Here is a 25,592-nt window from a genome sequence, read left to right on the forward strand (position 1 = left end):
GTGCCTTATTCAGGCTGACAGATTTCTCCCGCCATCGCCGCCCGCACGGTTCGAACGCCAAGGGCCGCAATGGTCAGGATAAGCAGCGCCAGCATCCCCACACCCGCGAACCAAAACTGGTCCGACCCGGTCAGGTCGCCATGCCGGAACATGGCCGTTGTCAGTGCAGCCAACGGAAAGGACAGTGCCCAGAACGACATCGCAAAAGGCAGGCGCAGCAACGCCGGCACCTGGACCGCAACAATCGCCGCGAAGAAAATGGCAATGTTGATCAGAACCTGGGCCAGCGCATCAACCTCTCCGCCGTTCATCCCCGTCCAGGCAAGATAAGCGACCGATGGTGGCGCGATCATGATCACCAGCGTCGGCCGCAGCTTCCCCGGCAGCGGATCATGAAAAATCAGCCGGTTGAACACCAGCGTCAGCAGGATCAGCCAAAACAGCAGCCCGACGGCAAAGAAATACCAGGCGACCTCACCGAAGCCGAGGTGGACACCACCCAGCGGCACGATCACATTCGCGACCGCCGGAATAAACCACGCCGGTGACAGCATGACCGGCCCAAACGCCCGATGCGAAATCCACGCCGATACGATCACAACCGTCAGCACCGCCTGCACCGCCGCACCCGTGACCCACAAAACGGCCGACAGACCCGGGGCCATGTCCTGCAACAGAAGCGAGAGCAGCAATACGGAGATATTGGCGGCCGGAAAAAACGACAGCTTCACCGGATGGTTCCATTCCTCGGCCACGCGATCCGGAAACCGAAACGCTTTCAGCAGATAGGTCGCAAACAGCCCCACCAGCAACAGCACTCCGGCCCCGGTAATCGCCTGCGAGGCTGGCGCAAACCCACCGGCCCGCAGCGCCAGGCCGAGGCCAAAGACGCCCATCGTGACCCCGAAAAACGTGATCGGGAAATGGGCAAGGCGACCGGTTTCCCCGCCCATGTCAGTATCCACCTGCATGTTCAGCTCCGGATCAGGCTTCCTCGGGCTCATCAAAACTGATGAGTTTGGCCGCATAGGTTTTCTCACCCAGCCGCTCGATCAGATCGAGTTGCAGTTCCAGCCAGGCCTTGTGGCCTTCCTCGTCCAGAGCGATTTCCTCGAACAGCACCCGCGTTCCAATGTCCCCCACTTCCGCCGCATGCTGGGCAGCTTTGGAGTAGACCTGAATGGCTTCTTCCTCGTCCTCAAGGTCGGATTTGAACATCTCAGGCAGCGTTTCCGCCTTTCTCGGTGCCTTGTCGAAGGCCAGTTCCGGCGACGCCTTCAGAAACATCAGCCGTTCAATAAAACGGTCCGAATGGCCGATTTCCTCGGTCATCTCCTCGCGCATTTTTGTGGCGAGTTTCGTCAGCCCCCAGTCATCAAGGGTATGCGCGTGCAGCTGGTACTGGTGCGCCGCGGTCATCTCCATGTTCACGGCCCGCTGAAGGTACTCAATGATTTTTTCGTTCGACATTGTCAGTCTCCTTTTGTCATCAGTCGATTGTTTTTGCCGCCCTGCGCGGCGTTAGTCTCCGGGCCGCTTAGGGGCCAACAGCGATTCAAGCGTGTAAACGAGCACCGCCATTCCGACCGCACCCGCGACCGCGATCCCGAGGAACAGGATCAGATCAACCGGCCCGCCGAGGTCCGACGGCCGCGACCCGGTCATAACCATGACGAAGCCAACCCCCAGCACAGCTCCCACGGGCATCGACAGCTGCGCAAGCAAAAATTTGCGCCAGCTCACCGCCCGGTCCCGAATGAGTACATAGGCATAGGCCGCCGTAATAACCACGGCTGCAGCCACCATGACCCAGAGCAGCCCGCGGCCAAAAATTTCCTCGAAAACGGCAATCAGCGTGCCAAATGTCAGATCTTTCATGGTTCGTCTCCTTAGGCCCGTCCGCGCAGCATGGCGTTATAGGTGGCCTTGAGCGCCACCTCCTTCATGAGCCATGAGATCCACAGTTCCTCCAGCGGAGCGATCAAGCCGGGGAAGGACGGGACTAGGTTGTCGTTGTAATCGAACTCCACCAGCATCGCGCGCCCGATCCGTGTGATCATTGGACAGGAGGTGTATCCGTCGTAGGTCGCGGTGCCCTCGCTCCCCTGGATCGCCGAAACCAGATGATCCTCAACCACCGGAACCTGCCATTTTACTGATGCAGCGGTTTTGCCCTTGGGCACACCGGCCACATCGCCCAGCGCAAAAATCTCCGAGTAGCGCAGATGCCTCAGGGTCTGCATGTCGCATTCGACCCAGCCCTGATCCGTCCATTTGTCAGCCCAGGCAAGGCTCGACTGCACCACGAAATCCGGCGCCCGTTGCGGCGGGATCACGTGGATATAGTCGTATTCGATGTCCTCCGTGCCGTTCGCGGTGGAAAATGTCGCACGCTTTGCGCCTGCATCGATGGCGGTCAGCGTCCGGTTCATCATCGTATCAACGCCACGGTCCTCGAACAGCATCCGGACCTTTTCGGCCACGATCGGCACACCGAACAGCGATGACTGCGGCGCGGCATAGACCATGTTGACCTTGCCCGCGTTACCCGCCCGACGCGCGATGTCATCGATCAGAAACGTATGTTTCAGCGGCGCGCCCGCGCATTTCATTTCCGTTGCCGGCCGCGTGAAGATCCCGGTCCCGCCTTCTTCCGTAAACCGCCCCGCGGCCTGCCATGTGCGCGCCGCGTAGTCCGGTCCCGCATAGAGCGCTCCGATGCCGTTCTCGCCAACCATGTCGAGGCTGAAGCCCTCAATGGCGTCGTGGTCGAGCACGAGGCCGGGGGCCACCACCAAAAAATCATAAAGCAGGGTTTCACCACTGTCGGTCGACACGGTCCGGGCCACCGGATCCACCGAGGCAACCCGCTCCGGCAACCAGGTCACCCCATCCGGCAGCCAGTCCGCGGTTCGTGAGACAACGTAATTTGCCGGCTTCAGGCCCGTGGCGACCAGCGTCAGACCCGGCTGATAAAGGTGCTCGCGCCGCGGATCGATCAGTGTGATCTCCGCCCCGTCAAGCCGCCGCACCAGCCGGTTCGCCAGCGCGGTACCACCGGCACCCGCACCAATAATGACGATCTTGGCTGCAGTTTTGATCCCGGCAGCCTGCGCCGGCTCATCGAGCGGCACAAACGAGGCCGCTGCACCGCCGGCCAGTGCGGCGGTCAGGAATTGTCTTCTGTCCATTTTTCTACTCCCAGGGCAGGAGCGCGTCACGGGAATGCGACGCGCCCGTTACCGCTACTCCCCAATGACGACCGGCGACGGTTCGTCATCCTCCTCAGCCAGTTTCCGGTCCCGCTGAAGTTCAAGCCACATCGCGTTCATCACGGCAAAGATCGCAGCCAGCGGAAGGCCAAGCAGCCAGGCAAAATACCACATGGGGATCTCCTTTCTCAGTAAACGGTGTCGGAATTGCCGGTGACATCGGTCTCCGTGACCTTGCCCCAGAGCACTTTGTAAACCCACGAGGTGTAGGCCAGGATCAGCGGCATGAAGATCACAACGCAGACCAGCATGATGAAAAGCGTCTGATGCGACGAGGACGCATCCCAAACGGTCAGGGAGCTGTTCGGATCAACGGTCGACGGCAGAATGAACGGAAACATCGTCAGCCCCACCGAGGAAATCACACCGGCAATTCCCAGTTTTGACCAAAGAAGTGTCGAAACGTCGCGTTCGGCCGACAGCCCGCGCAGCGCCATCGCCATCCCTCCAAATCCCATAATGGGTGCGATGATGATCCACGGGCGCTCCGCATAGGCGGAAAGCCATGACCCGCCCCGCGCCACCTCGGAGTAAAGCGGATTGGACGGCCCGTCCGTGACAACCTCACCGGTCAACGCAAACCCGTCGATCCCAAAGGCGAGCCAGAGCCCCGCAAGGGCATAGCCTCCCATGGCGACCATCCCGGCCTTCCTGCCGATACTACGCGCCCGTGCCGCAATCACGCCCTCGGTTTTCAGCCCGAGCCAGGCCGCACCATGCATCAGCAGCATCGAGATCGACACCACACCGGCGAGCAGCGCAAACGGTCGCAGCAGCCCGACAAACTTCATAAGGAAGTTTCCGTCGTAGCGCGGCATCAGCATGTCATTGAGGTGAAACGGCACGCCCAGAAGCACGTTGCCAACCGCAACTCCGAACAACAGGGCAGGGACCGCACCTCCGGCAAAAAGACCCCAGTCCCAGGTTTTGCGCCAGGTCGCGCTCTCCCGTTTGGAGCGGTACTTGAATGCCACCGGTCGCACGATCAGCGCCGCCAGAATGACAAACATGGCGAGGTAAAAGCCGGAAAAGCTGACCGCATAGAGCGGCGGCCAGGCGGCAAAGATCGCGCCACCGCCAAGGATGAACCAGACCTGGTTTCCTTCCCAGACGGGACCGACCGTGTTGATGACCACGCGCCGCTCCACATCGGTCTTCGCGACAAACGGCAGAAGCGCACCCACTCCCATGTCAAAACCGTCCGTCAGGGCGAAGCCGATCAGAAGAACGCCCAGAAGCGCCCACCAGACCACCCGCAGAATTTCGTAGTCGATAAGTTCATAAAGGATCATGTCAGTTACTCCGCAGGTGTTGCGTCAGGCAGGCCGTCCAGCGCCGAGGCCGCACTGGCACCGGCCGGGGCAAACGGCCCCCGACCATCGTGGGTCCGCAGGCGGTGCTCATGCCGCTCTTCCCAGGCATTGGTCTCCTCCACATCCTGGAATGGGCCTTTCCGGATGTATTTCAGCATCAGCCCCATCTCGACGACGAACAGGATCGAATAGAAGAGCATGAAGCCCACAAGCGTGATCAGGAGGTCCTGAACGCTCAGGTGACTTGCCGACAGGGCGGTTGGCAGAACCCCGTCCACCGTCCAGGGCTGACGGCCAAACTCGGCCACGAACCACCCCATTTCCGCCGCAATCCACGGCGTCGGGATCGCAATCACGGCCGCCCACAGCGCCCAGCGCGGATAGGTCTGACCCTTGAACGAGGACCGGTAGAAGAAATACGCCATCACACCGATAAAGGCGAAACCAAGCCCGACCATCACCCGAAAGGCCCAGAACAACGGCCAGACTTTCGGCACCGTATCTTCCGCGGCCTGGGCAATCTGTTCCGGCGTCGCGTCGCGCGGGTCCTCAACATAGCGCATCAGAAGATAGGCAAACCCAAGGTCACCGGAGTTTTCCTCAAACGTCGCGCGAACCTCGGCGGGAGCGTTATCGCGTTCCTCACGAATGGTCTGCAGCGCATCAAACGCCACGATGCCACGCTCCACTTTTTCGTGGGCTTCCTCGACCAGTTGGTCGATGCCAGGAATTTCATGGTTGAGCGACCGTGTACCGATCAGACCCATGACCCAGGGAATTTCCACGGCGTAATGGGTCTCGCGGGCCTCCTGATCCGGAAGACCTACGGCCGTGAACGGCGCTGGAGCATCATGGGTTTCCCACATGGCCTCAATGGCGGCGAGTTTCATGCGCTGTGTATGGCTGGCCGAATATCCGGACTCGTCACCCAGCACGACAACCGAGAGAGCCGCCGCCAGGCCGAATGACGCGGCCACGGCAATCGACCGCCGCGCAAGTTCCACATGCCGGTCCTTCAGCAGATACCAGGCGGAGACACCCAGCACAAAAACCGCCGCCGTGACGTAGCCAGCCGAGACCGTATGCACGAATTTCGCCTGCGCCACCTCGTTGAAGAGCACGTCAAAGAACGATGTCATCTCCATGCGCATCGTATCGGGGTTGAACTCCGCACCGACCGGGTTCTGCATCCATCCGTTTGCGATCAGAATCCACAGTGCCGAGAAGTTCGATCCCAGCGCCACCAGCCAGGCCACCATCAGGTGCTGCACGCGGCTGAGTTTGTCCCATCCGAAGAAGAAGAGACCGACAAAGGTCGCTTCCAGGAAGAACGCCATCAGCCCCTCAATCGCGAGTGGTGCGCCAAATATGTCGCCCACATAGTGGCTGTAGTAGCTCCAGTTCATCCCGAACTGGAATTCCATGGTGATCCCCGTGGCCACGCCGAGAACGAAATTGATCCCGAACAGCGTGCCCCAGAATTTCGTCATCTGCCGCCAGATCGGGCGTCCCGTCATGACGTAGACGGTCTCCATGATCGCCACGATGATCGACAGCCCGAGCGTCAGCGGTACAAACAAAAAGTGATACATTGCCGTCATCGCAAATTGCAGACGCGACAGCTCCACGACATCCAGCTCCATTCAGAGGCCTCCTTGGTCGTTATGCGGGGCGGTTCAAAATACGGTCCGCTACGAATCCCGCAGTTCCTTCTGGAAAACTCTATAGTACAGCCCTGCGCAGTCTCGGTGACATCGTCACAAAGCCGCTGTCATTTTAATCCGTCTGTCAAAAAGATCATGGTCCGACCCGCGATGCATGGCGGCCAGCACTGCAGTCCGGGGCAGGGAGTCACGCACCCCACGCAAAACCGCATCCGCCGTCGCGGCGTCCAGTCCTTCGGTGGGTTCGTCCAGCAGCAAAATCCGCGGCTCCCTCAGGATCACCCGTGCCAGCGACAGCCGCCGGGACTGCCCACCGGACAGGCCCGCTCCGCTTTCCCCAAGCCGCGCATCCAGCCCACCGCGCGCCCGCACGTCATCCGACAGCATCACGGCATCCAGCGCCCGCCACAGAACCGCATCGTCAGCCGCCCGGCCAAGTTCCAGGTTCTCACGGATCGTCCCCGCAACCAGCGCCGAACGCTGTGGCAGGGCCGCAATCATCCCGCGCAGTCTGTCTTCCGGCCATGCGCCGGGCGCGGCCCCGGCGATCCGAATGCCGCTATCGTTGCCCAAACCGGCGATATCCATCAGGAGCGACGATTTACCCACACCCGACGGCCCGGTCAAAGCGACCGCCTCACCCGGCTCGAGTCGTATGCTGAGATTGGGCCGATCAATCTCCAAAAGCACCGCACTACTTTCCCGGGGATCAGGGTGCCGTACGCTTGGCTCAACGGTACGCGGTACCACGCGCTCCGCCGCTCCGGTCATCCGGCCAATCTCAGAGACACCACGACGCAAAGGCATCAGAGCTTCCGCCAGTGCCAGCGCCACAAACACCCCGATCACAGCTTTTGCCGGTCCAATGTCTCCCGCGTCGAGCATCCACGCCCCCGTCACGAAGGCACCCATCGCCACCAGAGCCACCAAAACGGTGATCATCGCCCCGGCATCACGTTCGACCCGATCAAGGACGCGCGCTTCATCACGGCCGTGCGCTTCCAGTTCCCGCATCGCCCGTTCCCGGTCCGGGAGTTGCGCCGCGAGTATCAGGGCCGTGCGGTCCCGCATCATATCGATCACACCCCGGCGCAGCCGCTGTCCGGTCTCCTCCACCGACTTCGACGGCGCAACACCGCGCCGCGCCAGGCGCATGAAAACCAGCGCCGCCAGCGGCAGGTACCCGGCCAAAATGACCCAGGCCACCGGCCAGCCCACCAGCCACGCGAGAGCCGCAAATACCACCAGATGAGTCACAACGGCCGAAACAACCGGCAAAATCAGACGCAGGATCACCCCATCCAGCGCATCCACATCCGACAAAATCCGTGTCAGCTCCGCCTCGCTCCGCAACCGCGCAAACCCCGCTGCCGTCTCCCGCGCATGTCCCCGAAGCAGCACCACACGGAGTGCCGCCAGTGCCCGCAACGTCGCATCATGGGTAAGCAGCCGCTCCCCATATCGTGCGGCCGTACGTCCCAGCGCCAGAAACCGAACCCCTGCGGACGGACGGAAGACGTCAAAGGCAATGCCAATGCCGGCAATCCCGGCCAGCCCCGTTGCCGTCACGAACCAGCCCGAAAGCCCCAACAGAGCCGCGCCCATTACCAGCACCACAACAGACAGGGCCGCGCCGCGCGCCATGGCCCGACGGTCGGCATTGACGAGCAGAAGGGCAATCCGAAAGAGCGACCTCATCGCGCCACCTCCACCTGACGGTCCATCGCCGCGGCCAACGCCGGGTCATGGGTCGCCACGATCACTGCCTTGCCCTCATCCTGCAGTTTTTTCAGCGTTGAAATGATCCGCCCGGCCGTTTCCGCGTCCAAATCCGCCGTCGGCTCATCCGCGATCACCAAATCCGCGCCCGTCAAAATGGCCCGCGCCAGAAGCAGCCTGCGCGCCTCACCCCCCGACACGCCGCCGCCGCTCTCGCCGAGCCGGGTCTGAAGCCCATCCGGCAACCGCCGCACAATCCCGGCCGCCTCCGCCATTTCCAGCGCGGGCCACGGATCCGCTCCCACCCCCCTGGTGTCGAGCCACGCGGACAAATCCTCATCCGGAAAATGCGGCCGCTGCGGCACCCACGCCGTGCGCGCCCGCCACGCATCCGCCGACCGGTCGTCAAGCACCGTGCCACACACCTCAATCCGTCCCGCGCTTAATGGCACCAGCCCCACAAGCGCCGCCAGGGCCGTGCTTTTGCCCGCACCACTCGGACCGGTCAGCGCAACGCTCTGCCCCGCCTGCACAGCAAAATCGGGAATGCCAACATCGCGACCGGGCAGGGCGGCAACAGCCCCCGTCACCTCAACATGCATGCGTCCCGCCAGAGGTTCAGCCGCAACACCCCGCCCCAGGAAAGCCACCCGCTCCGCGCCGTCCAGCGCATCGAGTTCCGCGACCACGGCAAATCCCGCCGCACGGTCGTGCCATGCACCCGCCAGATCGCGAAGCGGCTGGAAAAACTCGGGCGCGATCAGCAGCAGGAAAATCCCCTGTCCCGCCGTCAGCCCGTCACCCCAGGACCCGAAGCCAATCTCACCCAGCAGCGTAAAGCCCACAAACACCGCGACCATCGCCACACCAAGCGCGGAAAACAGTTCCAGCACCGTGGAGGACAGAAACGCGATCCGCAAAACCGCCATGGTCCGCTCCCGCAGCGTCTCCGCCTTGTTCTCGAAATCCCCGGCGACCCGCTCCGTCGCACCCAGCAGACGGATGTCGAGCATGGCCGAAAGCCGGTCCATGAGCATGTCATTGATGGTGCCGATCTCATCCATCTGACGCCGCGACGCCTCTTCCGCCGCCATGCCGACCAGCGCCATGAACACGGGAATGAGCGGCCCGGCCACAAGGAGCGTCAGGCCCACCACCCAGGACTGCGAAAAGGCCAGTACCAGCAGAACCAGCGGCAAAACCGAAGCCCGCAGCATCGCAACGTGATAGCGCGTGATCCAGGGTTGCAGCAGCGGGAGTTTCTGCACGATCAGCGATGCAATTGCCGCGGATCCAGCATCCCCAGGCGCCCGCGCCTCCCGCTCAATCAGAGCCGCGCGCTCCCGGGCTATGGTTTCATCCGCCGCCGCGAAGAGCGACGCGCCCGCCCGATGCTCCCAAAACGCTTTCAGCGCGGCGCAGACCACGAACACAACCGCCGCCAGCCCAGCCCGCTCCACCGCCGGCTCTCCCTCAATCCATCCGGCAACCGCCCAGGCGAGGGCTGCAGCCTGCACCGGCCACAGCAGCCCGGCCAAAAGCGAAAGCCGGCCCGCCCGACCAAGCTGTCGTGCGACCGGCGCAATAATCCGCTTCTTCGCCCGCGCCCCCGCGCTCATTCCGCCCGTGCCCTGTTTCTGTGTCATGCGAACCGGATAATCCGAACTACAGACCTGCGCCCCAACTCTTTAAAACCGGGACGCGCGGACTGTGCTGTCAATCGCTGTGCATCGCAACCCACGCGATTGGGGCAGGGCGGAACAGTATCGAACGAATGTCATGGCGAATCTCCGGAGATTTCCAGAAGACTTGCCACGACACCCGCCACCGCGACGGTGACTAAGTCACACCGGTTTCAGATCGTCCGCCCGGCTGCCGCGGACCGCTGCGTTGACGTCGATGCCGGTCAACTCCGCAATCGCCGACATCATCGCCTGATTGTGGCGGGCGTCGAATGCCGCCGGATGCGGTCTGGCAAAACTGCCGCTGTCATTGTCGAAATATTTGCCCGATGCATCCGCAAACCCCTGCGACAGCGCCGCACGGCGCAGAATGTCCGCTCCTATCGACAGGTCGTTGCCTGAGACGCCAAAGCCTTCCCGAACCATTTTCGTCGCCAGAAGCGAGCCAGGATTGACCGAAACAATCACTGGCCCGTCGGGATGTTTGCGCGCCAGCTCGCGGGTCCAGGCTGCGATGCCCAGCTTGCTCTGCGCATAGGCCGCCATGTCGTCGAGCGTCACCCGGCCACGCAAGGCATCCGCATTCACAGGGGCCTGCGCCGCCGAGGACAGGTTCACCACCCGCCCATCCGCCGGGATAATCGGCAACAGCCTCTGCGTCAGCAGATAGGGCGCAAGCGTGTTCACGACGAACCGCACATCCAGTCCCGTTGCCGTCAGCGGTGCCTTCGTCTTGTAAACCCCGGCATTGTTGATCAGCACGTCCAGCCTGTCATGCTGTTTCCGCACTTCCGCCGCCAGCGCCTCGACCTCATCCAGGTCGGACAGATCCGCCTGGTAGGTGCGCGGCGACCCCCCAATTTCCTTCGCCGCTGCCGCCAGTTTCTCACCGTTGCGCCCATGCAGCAGAACGGTATGGCCCTCACCGGCAAGGGATTTCGCCGTCGCAAGCCCGAGGCCGTCCGTTGCCCCCGTAATCAGAATGGTTTTGGTCATGCCCGTGTCTCCCCGCTGTTGAATTCCGGCAGCAACTCCCGCGCCAGCCGTTCAAGTGTGTGTTCCATAGCCGCCCCGTTAAACCGCAAATTCAGGGCCACGTGGTTGATGCCGATTTGCTGAACGCTTTCCAGATAGCGCTTCAGGTAATCCGTGCCCGAGCGGAACCCCAGATGGATCGGTCGCGGCGGCGCATCCGCCTGTTCCACCAGATCCACGTAAAGCGACTGCATCACCGGTTTGTCGGGCAACCCCGCCTCGGATATCCGCTGACGGTATCCCGCCACTGTAGCGGCCTGCGCCGCCGGGTCACGCGGATAGGTCATCCAGCCGTCGCCATTGCGCGCCACCCAGTCCGGTGACTGCCGGCTGCCACCCGTGATCAAGAGTGGCAGCTGCCCCGAATGGGGTTTCGGCAACATGTCGATCCCGCCGGACAACACCCCCTGCGCCGTTTCAATCCGCGGATAGCTCTCCGCCATGGCCCGAATGTAGTCGACACTGTCGCGAAACCTGTCGCCACGGTCGCCAAATTCCATGTTCAGTGCCGGGTATTCCTCCGGCCGGTCGCCTGATGCCACGCCGAGAAGAACACGGCCTCCCGACAGAACATCAGCCGAGGCCGCGGCCTTCGCCACATGCGCCGGATGACGAAGCGGCAAAACCACACTCGCCACACCAAGCGCAATGTCACGGGTCGAAGCCGCCAGGGCACCAAGGTAGACGAACGGGTCAAACATCTGTCCCGCATCGCCAAAGGACGGCACATTGAACGGCACGTCGCGCAGCCACAGCGCCGCAAACCCCAGTTCATCCGCCAGCTTCGCCCGCTCCATATGTCCCGCCATATCCGGCACAGGGCTGTTGCCATGGGCATCCAACGGCAGGACCAGCCCAAGGTTTAGCCTGTCCCTCCTGAAAACCGCATTGTAGGCGCGGTTCATTTGCGGAAACCCCGCTTCGTTTTGTCCGTCGAGCATCACCGTTTCCTCACTCAAAACCGCACCAGCGCCCGGCTCTCAATACTTCTGCGCACCGTTGTCACGGACGGATCCTCGACCAGGTCAATGGCACTGTGCCCGACCGGAGGACGCCCGGAACTGTCGTAGATGTTGAAATACACGACCTCATCCGGCCGCATCCGCGACAGGTAAACCCATTCCTGCCCCTCGTCCGCGGCCAGACCCATGATCCGCCCCCGCCGGTCGGGATAGATCAGGTCAATCTCAATCCAGTCCTCGTCCTTCACTGTCGACGGCCGCACAAACCCAAGCGGCGCGCTGTTGATGGCATCGCCCACCGGCCTCCAGACATTGACGAACGCATACCGCCCCTTCGACCATTCCGCCGCCGTCTCCGTGCCAAGAATGTCCACCAGCCGCTGTTCCGCTCCGTCCGGGCTGTAGTCGCTGTGAACATGCCGCGCCGGTCGCCGGGTGGCTTCGGGGTCGTCCACCCGCACGGTATGGTCAAACACAATCACCTCCCGCGCGCCGGTCTCACGCCGCAGCATGTCTTTCAACTCACGGTCATAGGTTGCCGTCCAGACCGTCGCGTCCGCCTCGAAATCCCCAACCGCGCTGGGCAGGGTCAGAAACGCAAAACCGTCACGCTCAAATTCCGCCGAAGCGAGGCCTCCGCGCAAATCCGTCAATTCCACCTCGGCGGCGGAGAATTCCGGAGAAATCACGTTCCCCACAATACCGCCCGCGTCAATTTCAAACGCCTGACGTCCGGGCTTGTGAACGTGGTAGTTTACGGTTCCCGTGCTGGACATGACATATCTCCTTTCAGGGCAGTGGGCCCGCCCGGCAGGGGGCGGCCATCGCTCTCAGGCCAGGTCGTCCTGACCCTCAATTAGATAATGGTGGCTGGTCGAGCCGTCGGTCCGCGCTTTCAGGTGCGGCGCATATGCGCTGTCTGCGATGAACGCCTCCGCATTCTCCCGCGACGGCCACTCAATGATGATCCGGAGCGCGGCCTCACGTTCCTCGCCCTCCACCTGCTTGTGTTGGGTAGTGCGGGCGAGGTATCTGCCGCCATGCGCGGCAATCCGGTCAATGGCCACCGGCACGTAGTCCGGGATCCAGTCCTCACTGGTTGGCGTGACATCCAGTATGGAATAGCAGCTCATTGGCGTTTCCTCTCGCGTATGTTCGTGAATGACTTTGGGCTCAGAACCAGCTGACGGTGTCTTCCATCGACCGGCGGGTTTTCGGGTATTCCGGATCTTTTGCGCGGTATCCAAACGCAAACATCACCGCCGGCCTCCATTTTGACGTGTCGACGCCGAAATGCTCCTTCAGCGTCTCGGTGGTGCGCGCCATGTCGAAGCCTTCAATCGGGCAGCTGTCGACCCCCAGCAGGGCACCCGCCGTCATCATGTTGGCCAGAACGATATAGGCCTGTTTTCCCGCCCAGTCCGTGATCTCGCGGTCGGTGGTGATGTTGTGGTCCGTGGTCTGGAACCTGCCATAGGCACCGTTGAATATTTCAATGACCTCTTCGGGCAGCTGTTTGACGTTGCGATAGTGGTCCACGAGGTAATCCGACCCCGCCGTCATGGTTTCCGATGTGCTGGCCAGAATGATGCCAAAATGGCTGGCCGTGCCGAGCTGACCGGTGGTGCCGCTCATCATGCCATTGGCGCCCCAGGAAAACTCCCGGAAAAGCTCGCGTTTCTCCGCCGATTGGATCATGAGAATTTTAAACGGCTCATGCCCGAACGAGGTTGGTGACAAACGTCCGGCCTCGAGAATGGTCTGAAAATCCTGCTCATCCACCCGGCGCTCCGCATCGAACACCTTTGTCGCGTGACGGAAGTTGAAGGCGTCGATGATCTGCGTGTTTACGTCCGGGGCTATGCTGGTCATTTTGTTCATGTGTCGCTCCATCGCGGGAAATGTGTCGGTTGTGGAGAACATATCTCTTGCGTATCAGTGTAAAACCGGGCGTAGCTTGAGTTCAGTTTTCGGGTTTGGGATATAATAAAATGGACACTTCCAGCCTGCGCCTCTTCGTCATGGCCGCCGAACGGCTGAACATCAGTGCCGCGGGGCGGGCGCTGGGCCTGGCACCCGCGGTCGCCAGCGCGCGCCTTGCCAAACTTGAAACCGAACTGGGCGTGGAACTGATGCGGCGCACGACCCGCAAGGTCTCCCTTTCTATTGAAGGCTCGGATTTCCTGCCCTATGCCCGCGAAATTCTGGCCCAGGCCGACGCCGCCCGCACCATTCTCGGCGGTACCGATACCGGCCCGAAGGGCACACTGCGTTTCGCCGCCCCCAGCACCTTTGCGCAACTGCACATCATGCCGCTGCTGCCCGCGTTTCACGCGCAGTATCCCGACCTCACCCTTGATTTGCGCCTGTCCGATACCCGCTTCGACGCCATCGAGGGCAGCTTTGACCTCGCCCTGCGCAGCGCCCCCCTGACTGACAGCAGCCTGAAGGGCCGCAAACTCTCCGACGACAAACGCGTCCTCTGCGCCTCGCCGGATTACCTGGTCCGCCACGGAACGCCGAAAGCACCGGACGACCTCAACGGCCATCACCTCATCGCCTGGAGCAACGCCGAACCCCGCGGTCTGATCAGTGACGCGGGCGAAACCGTCACTCTTGATCCGGCCGCCATGATCTGCCGCACCCTTGTCGATGACGGCGACGCCCAGCGCGAAGCAACCATCGCGGGCGCAGGACTGTCCATCAACTCACTCTGGAGTGTCACTTATGAATTCGACGCCGGCCGCCTGACCCGCGTCCTCCCCGGCTGGCACCTCAACCAGCCCACCGTACTATGGCTCGTCTACCCCCGCTCGAACGTGCTGACCCCCAAAACCCGCATCTTTATGGACTTCCTGATCCACCACCTCGGCAACCGCCCCGAATGGTCCGCCTGACCGCGGGCGTGCCTCAGGACGATCTCAACAACCAGTCGTGGACAAGCTTCGCCCGTTCCGAGGCGTGCGGATGCAGCTTCACGTAGAAATCCTCCTTCGTGTCCACCTCATCCGGCAACAGAGGCACCAGATCACCCGCCTCCAGATGACGGCGGGTCAGCGCAACCCAGCCCAGCACCGCGCCCATGTCGTCCCGAGCGGCCTGCAGGGCAATCATGTAGCTGTTCACGCTATGGCTCTGCTTAACCGGACCGTCATAACCCAAAGCATGAAACCAGTCGGCCCACCGGGTCCAGGCCGCCACCGTATCCGAATGGATCAGCGGCACCCGCGCCAGATCCTCCGGCGTCCTGACTGGATGTGCCCGCGCAAACTCCGGACTGCCGAGCGCCATGATCCGGTCATGGAACAGCACCGTGCAGGCCCCGGTCTCGCGTTTCAGATTGCCATAGCGGATGCTCAGGTCGCAGTCGGACGGGTCGTGGTCAGTGTCGGTGACGATCTGGCTCACGGAAATATCCCCGTGCCGTTTCCAGAACTGCGCCAGCTTCGGGGTCAGCCACAGGGCACTCACCGCCGTTGTCACCCGCACCGTCACCGAGGCCATGTGTGCGCGCTGCCGCAACTGGTCCACCGCGTCACCCATCGCCTCAAACCCGCGCTGCAGGGCGACCAGCAGGTAAGCCCCCGTTTCGGTCAGTTCCACCCCCCGGTGATGCCGCCGAAACAGCACGCAGCGCAGGTCCGCCTCCAGCGCCTTCACCTGATGACTGATCGCGGCCGGGGTCACGTTCAGCTCCCGGGCCGCGGGCTTGAAGCCCACATGCCGCGCGGCCGCCTCAAAGGCCACAAGCGCACTCATCGGGGGCAGGTCATAGGGGCGCTTGGGCAAATCAACCTCACTTCCAGGCCCACTGAAGTCCATCCCGCAGGGGTTCAGGTGAAGCCTGGCATTACTTCAGCTAAGCCTGCAACAGAAATTTGGATATTGCGTGACACCGCCCGGCGCGAAACCGTGGGTCAGTCCGTCGGGCCGCGCTGTGGCACCGACCGTGCGCAAAGGAAGGTCAGGCCAATGACAAAACACGAAACCGTCAAAGCCCCAACCCGACGATCCCGCCGCAGCCGCGCGGGTTCCTCCATCCGCAGCGCCGCCCCCGGCGAAAATCCACACCTGCGCGTTCCATACATCACACGCAAAATCCCCACCTACGACCTGCTTGGTGAGGACGCGCTCGAACGTATCGAACATACCGCCGACCGCATACTGGCCGAGATCGGCATAGAGATTCGCGGCGATGCTGAGGCCGTGCGTCTCTACCGCGAGGCCGGAGCCGAAGTCACACCGCAGGGCGGGGAGGCCGACCGGGTCCGGTTCGAGCCTGGCATGCTACGCGAGATTCTCAAAACCGCCCCGGCACGTTTCACCCAGCATGCCCGCAACCCCGCCAACACCGTCGAGATCGGCGGCGACGCCGTGGTCTTCGCCCCATCCTATGGCTCGCCCTTCGTCATGGATCTCGACAGCGGCCGCCGCTACGGCACCATCGCGGATTTTGAGAACCTGGTGCGCCTGGGCCAGTCCTCTCCCTGGATGCACTATTCCGGCGGCACGATCTGCGAACCCACCGACGTCCCCGTCAACAAGCGCCATCTCGACATGGTCTTCGCCCATATGCGCTATTCCGATCGGGCTTTCCTCGGCTCGATCACCGCACCGGAACGCGCCGCCGACAGCATTGAGATGTGCCGCATCCTGTTCGGCGCGGAGTTTGTGGACACCCACTGCGTCGTCATGGGCAATTTCAACACCACATCCCCGCTCGTCCTCGATGGCGTCACCACCGCCGGCATCCGCACCTACGCGGAGGCGGGGCAGGGCTCCATCCACCTGCCGTTCCTGCTCGGCGGGGCCGTCTCGCCCCTGACCATGCCGGGCGCGGTGGCGCAGTGCCTCGCCGAGTCCATGGCCTCCTGCGCCCTGACGCAGCTTGTCCGCCCAGGCGCTCCGACGATCCTCGCCGGGTTCCTGTCCTCCATGTCCCTGCGCTCCGGTTCGCCCACTTTCGGCACGCCCGAACCCGCGCTGGGCTCGCTTGTCATGGGTCAGTTGGCCCGGCGCCTGAACCTGCCCCTGCGTTGCGCCGGAAATTTCAGCACATCCAAGCGCCCCGACGGCCAGGCCATGCAGCAGGCGATGATGTCGATGATGTCGGCGGTTCAGGGCGGCGCGAACTATGTTCTGCACTCCGCCGGTTTCCTCGATGGTCTTCTGTCCATGTCCTACGAGAAATTCGTGATGGACTGCGACATGGCTGGCGCGCTGCACTCCTATCTGGCCGGTCTGGAGGTCACTGAGGACACGCTGGGTTTCGAGGCCCTGGCGCAGTACGGTCCAGGGGAACATCTCTTTGGCACGGAGCACACCCTGCGCCACTACACGACCGCCTACTGGGACAGCGCCCTGAACGACGACCAGCCTTTCGAGACCTGGGACGAGCAGGGCGGCATTGACTACGCCCAGCGGGCCAACACCCGCTGGAAGCAGATCCTGCGCGATTATGAGGCTCCGCCCATGGATGAGGGCGTCGAAGAACAGCTGAAGGATTTCATCGCCCGCAAAAAAGCCTCCATGCCCGACGCATGGTACTGACGACCAGGAAGCCCGCCATGTCCAGCGACCCCCTTCTCCAGCCTTACCAGCTGAGGCATCTCACCCTGCGCAACCGCATCATGACCACCAGTCATGAACCCGCCTATCCCGAGGATGGCATGCCGAAGGAGCGCTATGCCGCATATCACGCCGAACGCGCCAAAGCCGGCGTGGCACTCGCCATGACCGCAGGCTCCGCCGCCGTCTCAAAAGACAGCCCGCCCGTCTTCAACAACATCCTGGCCTACCGCGACGAGGTCGTGCCCTGGATCAAAAAACTCACCGATGCCTGCCATGACCATGGCTGCGCGGTGATGATCCAGCTCACCCATCTTGGCCGCCGCACCGCCTGGAACAAGGGCGACTGGCTGCCTTCTGTCTCCTCCTCCAAACACCGCGAACCGGCCCACCGCGCCTTTCCCAAACTGGCCGAGGACTGGGACATTGAGCGCATCATCCAGGACTTCGCCGACGCCACCGAACGGATGAAGGCGGGTGGCATGGACGGCATCGAGCTTCAGGTCTACGGCCACCTGCTCGACCAGTTCTGGTCCCCCCTCACCAACGATCTCGACGGCCCCTATGGCGGTCGCACCCTCGACAGCCGCATGAAAATCGTCCTCGACGTGCTCAGCGGCATCCGCGAACGGGTCGGGCCGGATTTTATCGTCGGCATCCGCTACACCGCCGACGAGGCCGAGGCCGGTGGCATCACACCCGAAGAGGGCATCGAAATCTCCAAACGTCTGGCCGACACCGGCATGGTCGACTTCCTCAACGTCATCCGCGGCCGCATCCACACCGATCCCGCAATGACTGACGTGATCCCCGTCCAAGGCATGAAAAACGCTCCCCATCTCGACTTCGCGGGTGAGGTCCGCAAGGCCACCGGCATGCCAACATTCCACGCCGCAAAAATTCCCGATGTCGCAACCGCCCGCCACGCGGTTCAGGCCGGTCTGCTCGACATGGTCGGCATGACCCGCGCCCATATGGCCGACCCGCATATTGTGCGCAAAATCATCGAGGGCCGCGAGGATGACATCCGGCCCTGCGTCGGCGCGACCTACTGCCTCGACCGCATTTATGCCGCGGGGGAGGCGCTCTGCATCCATAACCCGGCCACCGGCCGCGAACTCACCATGCCCCATGAAATCGCGCCCGCCGCCCAAAGCCGCAGGGTCGTGATTGTTGGCGCGGGTCCCGCAGGCCTGGAGGCCGCCCGCGTCGCCGCCGAACGGGGCCACTCCGTCACCGTGTTCGAGGCGCAGCCCGATCCAGGGGGGCAGGTCCGCCTGACCACCCTCAACCCGCGCCGCCGCGAAATGATCTCCATCATCAACTGGCGCATGTCCCAATGCGCCGCCCGCGACGTGGAATTCCACTTCAACACCTGGGCCGAGGCCGATGACGTAACCGCCCTGAACCCTGACGTGGTCATCATCGCCACCGGTGGCCTGCCCAACACCGAACTGTTCGAGAGCCGAAAGGATCAGGGCCTGGTCGTCACCGCCTGGGACATCATTTCCGGCGACGTCAAACCCGGCCAGGATATCCTGATCTACGACGAAAGCGGCGACCATCCCGCCCTCATGGCCGCCGAGGTCGCGGCCAACGCGGGGGCCAAAGTCGAGATCATGACCCCCGACCGCACCTTCGCTCCCGACATCATGGGCATGAACCTCGTGCCCTACATGCGCGCGCTTCAGGACAGGGACGTCACATTCACCGTCACCCGCCGTCTCCGGGATGTCACCCGCGAGGGTAACCGCCTCAAAGCCATCATCGGCACCGATTACAGCGGTTTCACCAGCGAAAAGACATATGACCAGGTAGTGGTGAACTACGGCACCATGCCGCTCGACGATCTCTATTTCGAACTCCGGCCCTTGTCGTCCAATGCCGGCGCCGTCGACTATGACGCCCTGATCGACGGAAGCCCACAGGACGTCACCCGCAACCCGTCCGGCGGTTTCCAGCTCTTCCGCATCGGCGACGCCGTCAGCGCCCGTAACACCCACGCCGCCATCTACGACGCCCTGCGCCTCGTGAAGGACATCTGATGCCCGGGAGGCCACGCCCATGAACCAGCAATCCCCCAGGCTCCGCTCCCGCGCCGGTGGCCGCAGCGCCCGCCGCAGCATCCGCTCGAAACGCGACGTCACCATGCTTCCGGGCCTGAAAAACACCCTGCCGCTCTGCGAGGTGATGGACGGCGCCGGGGTCGAACGCATCGACGCGGCCTCCATGGACATCCTCGAAAACGTGGGAGTCGTCTTCCGCGACCCCATCGCCCTCGAAGACTGGCGCAGGGCCGGGGCCAAAGTCACCGGCGAACGCGTCCACCTCGACCGCGGTCTGGTCCGCGATCTCATCGCCACGATCCCCGCAGGCTTCACATACCACGCCCGCAACCCGGCGAATAACGTCGCGCTGGGCGGACGCCAGGCCGTCTTCGTCCCCATGACCGGTGCACCATATATCCGCGACCTTGAGGACACGCGGCGCAATCCGACCCTCGAAGACCTCGCGATGTTCCACAAACTCAGCCACATGAGCCCCGCGCTGCATTCCACCGCGCACCACATCGTTGAGCCTTATGACCACCCGATAAGCCACCGCCACCTGCGCATTACGTATTCCTCCATGAAACATTCCGACAAAATGTTCATGGGCATGACCACCAGCCCCAAAAACGCCGAGGACGTGATGGAGATGTGCGCCATCCTCTTCGGCGCGGAGTTCATGGAAACCCATCCGGTCACCACCGGCAACTGCAACGGCAACTCACCACTCGTCTGGGACGAAACCATGCTTGGCGCCATGCGTGCCTTCTGCCGTCGCAATCAGCCCGTGCTCTGCTCGCCTTTCGTGCTTGGCGGTGCCAACACGCCCGCCTCCGTCCCGGCCACGGTCGCCCAACTTAACGCCGAGGCGCTGGCGGCACTCGCCTACACCCAGGTCATCCGCCGCGGCGCCCCGGCGATCTATGGTCACTACCTCGCAACCGTCTCCATGAAATCCGGCGCGCCCATGGCGGGCACCCCGGAAATCAGTCTGATGAATTTCATGATCGGCCAGATGGCCCGCCATTACGGCATCCCCTGGCGCACCTCCAACACCCTTGGCGGTGCCAAGACCTTCGACGCCCAGGCCGGTTACGAGAGCGCCACAACCCTCTCCGCCGTGATGCACGCCGGCGCAAACTACATCTGGCATTCCGCCGGCTGGAACGAGGCCGGGATGCACTGCTCCGTCGCCAAATTCGTGGTTGACGCCGAACAGTGCGCCATGGCTTACCGCATGGCCGAGGGCCCAAAATGGGACGATTTCGACGCGGCTCTTGCCGCCGTTCCGGATGTCGGCCCTGGCGGTCACTATCTCGGTCACCCGCACACCCAGGAAAACTTCCAGACCGCGTATTTCATGCCCGACCTGTTCGACAACAATTCCATCGAACAGTGGACGGCCGAGGGCTCAAGGGAAATCACCACCCGCGCCCTGGAGCACGCCCGCAACCTTCTGGCCGATTACGAGGAACCCAAACTCGATGAGGCCACAAACGAGGCTCTGCTCGACTACATTGCCCGGCGTGAGCGCGAAATTCCCGCCATGGACGCACTGAACCAGGAACACTGAGGTCTCAGTCCGTCGCCTTCATCACCGCCAGCAGGTCCGCCTCCGACAGAGCCACGGGATTGGCTTTCATCGACGACGACCCCGCCGCGGCCACCGCCGCCGCAGCCCGGGCGTCCCCGTCAATCCCCAGCGCCTCAAACCCGCGCAGTCCAACCGCCCGCGACCACCCGGCCAGCAGTTCCGCCGCCTCGTCGATCCCGGCTCCCGGCGCGTCAAACACCTCTCCAATCCAGCGCCCAACCTGCTCCATTCGCGCCACGTCGCGACCCGCCTCGGCCGCCACCCGGTGATTGGCCACCAGAACATGCGGCAGCAGCGCCCCACAGATCGCCCCATGCGCGGCGCCTGTCAGCCCACCAAGCGGCCCGGCCAGCCCATGCACGGCCCCAAGCCCGGAATTGGCCAGCGCCAGCCCACCGCACAGGCTCACCCAGGCCATGTCGTCCCGCGCGCCATGATCCTCACCCTCGGCCAGCCGCCGCAGAGCCCGCAAGCCGCGCGGGATCGCATCCCGGCACAGCGCATCGGTCATCGGGTTCGCCCGCGTGCCGACAAACGGCTCAATCACCTGCGTCACCGCATCGAGCCCCGAGGCCAGCGTCACACCCCAGGGGCAGCCATCGGTCAGGGCCGGATCCACCACCGCCAGGTCGGGCAGCATCCGCAAGTCGCGCAGGCTGACCTTGCGCTGATGCTCCGGCACGCCAATGACCGCGTTCCGCGTCACCTCCGCACCGGTCCCCGCCGTCGTCGGCACCGCCACAAAGGGCAGGGGTGCATGATCCAGCGGCAGACCCTGTCCAACCACTTCCAGATGATCGAGCGTCGGCCGCGTCGCCGGTTTCAGGGCGGCAATCGCTTTGCCCGCATCAATCACCGCACCGCCACCAACCGCGAGCACAACCTCAACCCCCACATCGCGGGCCAGAGCGACACCGTCCTCGATCATCGGCAGGTCCGGCTCCCCACGCACGGAAAAGGACCCCACCGAACACCCGGCGGCGGCAAGACCCGCCGCGATCCCCGCACTGCGCTCCGTGCCGCGCCCATGTACCAGCAGCACGCGCCGCCCCATCGCCGCCACTTCGTCGGCTACGGTGTCGGCCTTTTCCCGTCCAAAAACGATCCGCGTGGCAGTGGCAAAGGCAAAGTCAGGAAGCATGCGTGTTTCCCCGGTCAGCGTTGAATTGGAGAGAGGATGGCGTCAGCCAAAAACTTTGGTGAAGGACCGTTTCAGGGCCACATCCACATCGGTCATGGTCACCGGCAGCCCAAGGTCAACGAGGCTGGTGACGCCGTAATCCTGAATGCCGCAGGGCACGATCCCGGAAAAATGCTCCAGCTCCGGTTCCACATTGATGGAAATCCCATGAAACGTGACCCATTTGCGGATCCGCACGCCAATTGCGGCAATCTTGTCCTCAGCCGATGAGCCATCGGCCAGGGGCGGTTTGTCCGGCCGCACGACCCAGACCCCCACGCGACCCTGTCTGCGCTCGCCCACCACATTAAACTCCGCGAGCGTCTGGATCACCCATTCCTCCAGATTGCGCACATAGCCCCGCACATCGCGACCGCGCCGGTTGAGGTCCAGCATGGCATAGGCCACGCGCTGCCCTGGCCCGTGATAGGTGAACTCGCCGCCCCGTTTCGACGGGTAGACCGGAAACCGGTCCGGCGTCAGCAGATCCTTCGGGTCGGCAGACGTGCCTGACGTGTAAAGTGGTGGATGCTCAAGCAGCCAGACAAACTCCGGCGCATCGCCCTCCTGGATTTCCGCAACCCGGTTCTCCATGAAGGCCGTGGCCTCCTCATAATCCACCAGCCCCGGTGAACTGAACCATTCCGGTTCAGGCCCGGACAGCCCGTCAGTCTGGAGCGCCACCGGTTCTGGCATGGTCGTTGTTCCTGTGCGGTTTCCTCTAACTCCCCCGGAGGAATAGAGATCACGCGCCCGCTTGAAAAGCCGGTTCTGGCCTCAACCGTGGGGTATCCTCACGCATCGGTCATGGTCGGTACGCGTGGGACAGGTCTGAAAAAGTTGAAATTTGTCGAAAAACCGTTCCATAATATCGCGTGGGATGGAATGTCGCGGCGTCCGGAGGGGAACCTTTCGGGTGGCGCGCGGTTGCAGTTTGGCGGCACAGTCCAAAAAAGGCGGTCGTCACGGGAATTTACAGGGTAAGAGGACACGGCACCGGACGTGTCTGGGGAGGAGCGAATGTTCTCTATCGACGCACGGATAAAACGCGATTTTCTGGAGACCTGTTCGCGGATTCGGGATGGAAGCCTGCGCCTCAAAACGCCGGAAGGCGAGACCCACGACTTCGGCTCCGGCGAACCTCATGCGGAAATGGAAATTCACGACTGGTCGGTTGTCGTCGCCTGTCTGACCCGTGGGGACATTGGCCTTGGCGAGACCTATGTCGAGGGATTATGGGACACGCCTTCCATTGCGAATGTAACCGAGGTGGCCCTGCGGAATATTGATGAATTTCAGGGCTATGCCCATGCGGGGTTTTTTAACCGTCTGAAATTCCGCGTCCTGAATTCGCTGCTCCGGGCGAATTCCACCCGTGGCGCCTCGCGGAACATCAGGGCGCATTACGATGTCGGGAACGACTTCTACAAACTCTGGCTCGACCCTGGCATGACCTATTCCTCCGCTATCTTTGATGGTGACGCATCGGATCTGCATGACGGTCAAAACCGAAAAATCGACAGGATTATCAACCGGTTGAGCGACGGCGACCGTGTGCTTGAGATAGGCTGCGGCTGGGGTGGATTTGCGGAACGTGCCGCGGAATCCGGCCGTCACGTCACTGGTTTGACGATCTCGCCCAGCCAGCATCAGTTTGCCCAGGACCGTTTGCAAAACCGGGCCGACATCCGGCTTCAGGACTATCGCAAGAGCTCCGGCAAATTCGACAATATCGTATCCATCGAGATGATCGAGGCGGTGGGTGAGGCCTACTGGCCGACCTACTTTGGCACTCTGGCCTCCCGCCTCAATGAGGGGGGGCGCGTGCTGATCCAGGCGATTACCGTGAAGGACAGCTATTTCGACATTTACCGGAAAGGGTCTGATTTCATTAGACATTATACCTTTCCGGGCGGAATGCTCCTTTCCGACAGCGTGATCGCCAGCCAGGCCAGACAGGCTGGTCTGGCCGTGCGGGACAGCTTCGCTTTTGGACAGGACTATTCCAAAACCTGCGCCATCTGGAACCAGCGTATTGGCGAGAAACGCAGGCAAATTCAGCAGCTTGGCTATGATGACCGCTTCATCCGGAACTGGCAGTTCTACCTTGGCATATGCACCGCCTCGTTCAAGGTCGGACAGACCAATGTCGTCCAGGTGGAACTGGCGCAGGCCTGACAAAAAATTCCCGACTAAATCACTATGTTTTTACGCCAATCCCTTGACGCGGCGCGGACAAGGCCGCACATCAGTGCGCGAGAAAATGGAGAAATGCCTTGTCTGAAGTAATGGATTTCCTGCTGACCCGCCGTTCCCGCCCGGCCAAACTGCTCAGTTCCCCCGGTCCGGACCGCGCGACGCTCGAAAAAATCCTCACCGCCGGGGGCCGCGTTCCCGATCATGGCAAGCTCGAACCGTGGCGTTTTGTGGTGTTTGAGGGCGCCGCATTGAGCCGTATATCCGCGGATATAATTTGTCGCGCCGAAGAAATCGGAGAGGATGGAGCCAAGGCATCGTCACCTTTTGACCTCGCTCCAGTCTGCATAATGGTGGTCGGCTCGACCGTCGAAGGCACCAAAATTCCCGAATATGAACAGGTCCTCTCCGCCGGTTGCGCGGCCATGAGTGTCCTCAACGCGGCCCTGGCCAGCGGGTGGGGTGCGAACTGGCTGACAGCCTGGATTGCCACGGATAAACCGCTCCTGAATGACACGTTTGGCCTGACCGGGGATGAGTGGGTGGCCGGGTTTATTCATATCGGAACCTGCCAAAATCCGCCACCCGAACGGCCCCGGCCGGACATGGAGAAGAAAGTGGACTGGGTTGATCAGTGACACTCTTCACCGACCTTTTTCGCGCGTTCGGGCAGCTTGATGACCGCAGGTTTCTGGGGGCCGTGATCTGGTCCCTTCTGCTGACGCTGGTGGGCCTTGTGGTGATCTTCTGGCTGGTGATGGTGCTGCTCGGGGCGGCGCTGCCGGAGACGGTCAATCTGCCGTTTATCGGGACCGTGTCCTTTGTGGACAACCTGGCCTCATGGGCGGCGGCGGGGCTGATGCTGGTGCTGTCGGTGGTGCTGATGGTGCCGACGGCGGCGGCTGTGGTCGGGTTCTTCCTCGACAGCGTGGTCGAGGCCGTGGAGGCGCGGCACTACCCGCACCTGCCGGAGGCAAATCCGGCCTCGACAGGGTCTCAAATAATTGATTCCATAAGGTTTTTTGGGCTTCTGATCATGGTCAACCTGGTCGCACTGGTCATTTACCTTTTGGTAGCACCTCTAGCCCCGTTCATCTTCTGGATCGTCAACGGGCTGCTGCTCGGGCGGGAATACTTCACGCTCGTTGCACTGCGTCGTCTGTCACCGGCGGATGCGGCGAAGCTGAGGCGCAACAACCGCATGATGATCTGGGTGGCCGGTACACTGATGGCGGTGCCGCTGTCGGTTCCGGTGCTGAACCTGATCGTCCCGGTGCTGGGCGTGGCGGTGTTTACCCACCAGTTTCACCGCATGGCGGGCTCCGGTTTCAGGGCGTAGAGAACCGGAGCCGCGGTTTC

24 protein-coding genes are annotated in these 25,592 nt (G+C 62.7%); 7 read left to right on the forward strand and 17 right to left on the reverse strand.

The window, feature by feature from the left end; all coding sequences use genetic code 11:
- Positions 1-5 precede the first annotated feature (5 nt).
- The 14 genes from ACP15P_RS04475 to ACP15P_RS04540 form a co-directional block, all read right to left on the reverse strand.
- Positions 6-971 (reverse strand): SLAC1 anion channel family protein, encoded by a 966-nt coding sequence (locus ACP15P_RS04475; protein WP_424927311.1) that lies wholly within the window; start codon positions 969-971, stop codon positions 6-8.
- A gap of 13 nt (positions 972-984) precedes the next feature.
- Positions 985-1,470, reverse strand: coding sequence for a bacterioferritin (locus ACP15P_RS04480; protein ID WP_424927312.1), 486 nt, complete (start codon positions 1,468-1,470; stop codon positions 985-987).
- 51 nt (positions 1,471-1,521) lie between these two features.
- Positions 1,522-1,878 (reverse strand): DUF5368 domain-containing protein, encoded by a 357-nt coding sequence (locus ACP15P_RS04485; RefSeq protein ID WP_424927313.1) that lies wholly within the window; start codon positions 1,876-1,878, stop codon positions 1,522-1,524.
- Between the two features lie 11 nt (positions 1,879-1,889).
- Positions 1,890-3,191 carry an NAD(P)/FAD-dependent oxidoreductase gene (locus ACP15P_RS04490; protein ID WP_424927314.1) on the reverse strand — a complete coding sequence of 434 codons (1,302 nt, stop codon included), beginning with the start codon at positions 3,189-3,191 and terminating at the stop codon, positions 1,890-1,892.
- 54 nt (positions 3,192-3,245) lie between these two features.
- Positions 3,246-3,386, reverse strand: coding sequence for a cytochrome bd-I oxidase subunit CydX (gene cydX, locus ACP15P_RS04495; protein WP_424927315.1), 141 nt, complete (start codon positions 3,384-3,386; stop codon positions 3,246-3,248).
- A gap of 14 nt (positions 3,387-3,400) precedes the next feature.
- Entirely contained in the window at positions 3,401-4,564 is a 1,164-nt protein-coding gene (gene cydB / locus ACP15P_RS04500) for a cytochrome d ubiquinol oxidase subunit II (protein WP_424927316.1), read from the reverse strand.
- 5 nt (positions 4,565-4,569) lie between these two features.
- Positions 4,570-6,228: a cytochrome ubiquinol oxidase subunit I gene (locus ACP15P_RS04505; RefSeq protein WP_424927317.1), complete on the reverse strand. Its 1,659-nt coding sequence runs from the start codon at positions 6,226-6,228 to the stop codon at positions 4,570-4,572.
- A 114-nt stretch (positions 6,229-6,342) separates the two neighbouring features.
- On the reverse strand, positions 6,343-7,947 hold the full coding sequence (locus ACP15P_RS04510; protein WP_424927318.1) for an amino acid ABC transporter ATP-binding/permease protein: 1,605 nt from the start codon (positions 7,945-7,947) through the stop codon (positions 6,343-6,345).
- Entirely contained in the window at positions 7,944-9,614 is a 1,671-nt protein-coding gene (locus tag ACP15P_RS04515) for an ABC transporter ATP-binding protein/permease (RefSeq protein WP_424927319.1), read from the reverse strand. Before ACP15P_RS04515 ends, ACP15P_RS04510 begins: the two co-directional genes overlap by 4 nt.
- A gap of 198 nt (positions 9,615-9,812) precedes the next feature.
- Positions 9,813-10,646, reverse strand: coding sequence for an SDR family NAD(P)-dependent oxidoreductase (locus ACP15P_RS04520; RefSeq protein ID WP_424927320.1), 834 nt, complete (start codon positions 10,644-10,646; stop codon positions 9,813-9,815).
- Positions 10,643-11,626: an LLM class oxidoreductase gene (locus ACP15P_RS04525; protein ID WP_424927321.1), complete on the reverse strand. Its 984-nt coding sequence runs from the start codon at positions 11,624-11,626 to the stop codon at positions 10,643-10,645. Before ACP15P_RS04525 ends, ACP15P_RS04520 begins: the two co-directional genes overlap by 4 nt.
- A gap of 14 nt (positions 11,627-11,640) precedes the next feature.
- Positions 11,641-12,423 (reverse strand): CmcJ/NvfI family oxidoreductase, encoded by a 783-nt coding sequence (locus ACP15P_RS04530; protein ID WP_424927322.1) that lies wholly within the window; start codon positions 12,421-12,423, stop codon positions 11,641-11,643.
- Between the two features lie 54 nt (positions 12,424-12,477).
- Positions 12,478-12,780, reverse strand: coding sequence for a DUF1330 domain-containing protein (locus tag ACP15P_RS04535; RefSeq protein ID WP_424927323.1), 303 nt, complete (start codon positions 12,778-12,780; stop codon positions 12,478-12,480).
- 40 nt (positions 12,781-12,820) lie between these two features.
- Positions 12,821-13,528, reverse strand: a complete 708-nt coding sequence (locus ACP15P_RS04540; RefSeq protein WP_424927324.1) for an NAD(P)H-dependent oxidoreductase — start codon at positions 13,526-13,528, stop codon at positions 12,821-12,823.
- Between the two features lie 110 nt (positions 13,529-13,638).
- On the opposite strand from ACP15P_RS04540, the gene ACP15P_RS04545 reads away from it, so the two are divergent.
- Complete coding sequence (locus tag ACP15P_RS04545) at positions 13,639-14,544, forward strand: LysR family transcriptional regulator (protein WP_424927325.1); 906 nt, start codon at positions 13,639-13,641, stop codon at positions 14,542-14,544.
- A 13-nt stretch (positions 14,545-14,557) separates the two neighbouring features.
- Here the strand turns inward: ACP15P_RS04545 and ACP15P_RS04550 are convergent, their stop codons facing one another.
- The gene (locus ACP15P_RS04550; RefSeq protein WP_424927326.1) at positions 14,558-15,436 is read right to left on the reverse strand and encodes a LysR substrate-binding domain-containing protein; all 879 of its coding nucleotides are present in this window, start codon (positions 15,434-15,436) and stop codon (positions 14,558-14,560) included.
- A gap of 183 nt (positions 15,437-15,619) precedes the next feature.
- On the opposite strand from ACP15P_RS04550, the gene ACP15P_RS04555 reads away from it, so the two are divergent.
- The 3 genes from ACP15P_RS04555 to ACP15P_RS04565 are packed head-to-tail and all read left to right on the forward strand — an operon-like array spanning position 15,620 to position 20,836.
- Complete coding sequence (locus ACP15P_RS04555) at positions 15,620-17,197, forward strand: trimethylamine methyltransferase family protein (RefSeq protein ID WP_424927327.1); 1,578 nt, start codon at positions 15,620-15,622, stop codon at positions 17,195-17,197.
- A 17-nt stretch (positions 17,198-17,214) separates the two neighbouring features.
- Positions 17,215-19,260, forward strand: coding sequence for an FAD-dependent oxidoreductase (locus ACP15P_RS04560; protein ID WP_424927328.1), 2,046 nt, complete (start codon positions 17,215-17,217; stop codon positions 19,258-19,260).
- Positions 19,261-19,279: 19 nt separating this feature from the next.
- On the forward strand, positions 19,280-20,836 hold the full coding sequence (locus ACP15P_RS04565; protein WP_424927329.1) for a trimethylamine methyltransferase family protein: 1,557 nt from the start codon (positions 19,280-19,282) through the stop codon (positions 20,834-20,836).
- Between the two features lie 4 nt (positions 20,837-20,840).
- Here ACP15P_RS04565 and ACP15P_RS04570 read toward each other — a convergent pair whose 3' ends face one another.
- Positions 20,841-21,998 carry an iron-containing alcohol dehydrogenase gene (locus ACP15P_RS04570; RefSeq protein ID WP_424927330.1) on the reverse strand — a complete coding sequence of 386 codons (1,158 nt, stop codon included), beginning with the start codon at positions 21,996-21,998 and terminating at the stop codon, positions 20,841-20,843.
- A 42-nt stretch (positions 21,999-22,040) separates the two neighbouring features.
- Positions 22,041-22,733, reverse strand: a complete 693-nt coding sequence (lipB, locus tag ACP15P_RS04575; RefSeq protein ID WP_424927331.1) for a lipoyl(octanoyl) transferase LipB — start codon at positions 22,731-22,733, stop codon at positions 22,041-22,043.
- A 324-nt stretch (positions 22,734-23,057) separates the two neighbouring features.
- Here lipB and ACP15P_RS04580 point away from each other — a divergent pair, with 324 nt between their 5' ends.
- The 3 genes from ACP15P_RS04580 to ACP15P_RS04590 all read left to right on the forward strand — a co-directional run bounded on the left by ACP15P_RS04580 (position 23,058) and on the right by ACP15P_RS04590 (position 25,572).
- Positions 23,058-24,215 carry a class I SAM-dependent methyltransferase gene (locus ACP15P_RS04580; protein WP_424927332.1) on the forward strand — a complete coding sequence of 386 codons (1,158 nt, stop codon included), beginning with the start codon at positions 23,058-23,060 and terminating at the stop codon, positions 24,213-24,215.
- Between the two features lie 98 nt (positions 24,216-24,313).
- Complete coding sequence (locus tag ACP15P_RS04585; protein WP_424927333.1) at positions 24,314-24,871, forward strand: nitroreductase family protein; 558 nt, start codon at positions 24,314-24,316, stop codon at positions 24,869-24,871.
- Complete coding sequence (locus ACP15P_RS04590) at positions 24,868-25,572, forward strand: EI24 domain-containing protein (RefSeq protein WP_424927334.1); 705 nt, start codon at positions 24,868-24,870, stop codon at positions 25,570-25,572. Before ACP15P_RS04585 ends, ACP15P_RS04590 begins: the two co-directional genes overlap by 4 nt.
- The last annotated feature ends 20 nt before the right edge of the window (positions 25,573-25,592 follow it).

The organism is Amaricoccus tamworthensis, assembly GCF_049800875.1.
Lineage (GTDB): Bacteria > Pseudomonadota > Alphaproteobacteria > Rhodobacterales > Rhodobacteraceae > Amaricoccus > Amaricoccus tamworthensis.